2 protein-coding genes are annotated in these 1293 nt (G+C 59.2%); one reads left to right on the top strand and one right to left on the bottom strand.

Annotation, left to right across the window (positions count from 1 at the left end; genetic code table 11):
- Positions 1-435, top strand: a 435-nt coding sequence (locus tag NW819_RS05245; RefSeq protein ID WP_414413107.1) for a tetratricopeptide repeat protein, incomplete at its 5' end; no start/stop codon positions are given.
- Here NW819_RS05245 and NW819_RS05240 read toward each other — a convergent pair.
- The gene (locus tag NW819_RS05240) at positions 432-1241 is read right to left on the bottom strand and encodes a response regulator transcription factor (protein ID WP_414413106.1); all 810 of its coding nucleotides are present in this window, start codon (positions 1239-1241) and stop codon (positions 432-434) included. The two genes, NW819_RS05245 and NW819_RS05240, sit on opposite strands and share 4 nt — an antisense overlap.
- Between the last annotated feature and the right edge of the window lie 52 nt (positions 1242-1293).

Here is a 1293-nt window from a genome sequence, read left to right as displayed (position 1 = left end):
CAGGCTATTGACTGGGATCCCAGCCCAGCCCACTACTACCAGCGGGGGGTGACCTACGCCTGTGGTGATTACTTTGACGAGGCCATTGCCGACCTCAGCCGCAGCTTAGAAAGAGAACCCCAGCAGCCCAACGTTCTCTACATCAGGGGCAACCTTCTCTATGCGCTGGGGGAGATCAAAGCTGCTTTGGACGACTACGAGCGGGCCTTTCGCCTGGAAGCGGATATGAACCGGATTGACCTCTCCGACGAGTATGGCTTGTACGGACGAGGGCTGGCCTACTGGAATATGGGGGATAAAGCGACAGCTTTTTCGGATTTGCAGGCAGCTCTGCAGGTCAGCCGCCAACATCACAACCTGGCTCTGGAGCAGCGGGTGCGCCGGTCTCTGCTGCAACTGAGCGATCCCGACTGGGATCCTGCGCAATCTGCCTAGCGGGATTTGATTGATTGATTTGCAGGTGCCTCCCCTGACGCTGCGACTCCACGACGCTGCCGCTGAGGCCCAGATCCTGAATTGCCTGCGGCGGCTGACAGAGTTTTCTGTTCCTGAAGCAGCGGGGGGTTGAGGCCAAAGCAGTAGCCGACATTGCGCACTGTGTGGATCAAGCTGGGCTGGCGCGGATCCCGTTCCAGCTTTTTGCGCAACGAGAGGATGTGGGTATCGACGGTGCGAGGGTTATCGGTGGAATCCGGCCACGCTCGCTCCAGCAGCTCTAGACGAGAGACGGGATCCCCATCCGCCTGCACCAGCACCATCAGCAGGCTAAACTCCTGAGGCGTGAGGTCGATCCCTTCCCCAGCCAAGGCGACGCGCCGTTGCACCAGGTCAATTTTGAGATCCCCGTACTGCAGAAAGGTAGGGGGGATATGACGCTGTCGCCGCCGAGCCAAGGCTAGAAGGTGGGCATCCAGCAGTTGCATACTAAAGGGCTTGGTGAGGTAATCGTCCGCTCCTGCTTCTAGGCCAGCGATAATGTCCGCTTCGGATCCCCGGTGGGAGAGTAGCAAAATCAGCAGATCGTACTGGCGATGGGCCCACCGGCACAATTGCAGCCCGCCGCGGTTGGACAGCTCCGCATCCAAAATCAGCAGGTGAATGGGCTGGTGTTGCAGCAGAGTCTTTGCTTGGCGAAGGGTCTCTGCTTCCCAAACTTGGTGTCCGGCCTGTTGCAAATGCCAACACAGCAAGCTGCGCAGATGAGGGTTGCCTTCTGCCAGCAAGATGTGCAAGGGTTGCATGGCTGTTCGGTTGGGATCCCGCCCACATCATAGTGCTCCGCACCGCTGACGC

The organism is Synechococcus sp. R8-2 (assembly GCF_047461715.1).
Classification (GTDB): Bacteria; Cyanobacteriota; Cyanobacteriia; order Thermostichales; family Thermostichaceae; genus Thermostichus.
This window is presented reverse-complemented; position numbering and strand designations above follow the sequence as displayed.

Coding starts and splice junctions, on each gene's coding strand:
- NW819_RS05240 (WP_414413106.1), bottom strand. CDS start 1,241: ATGCAACCCTTGCACATCTTGCTGGCAGAAGGCAACCCTCATCTGCGC.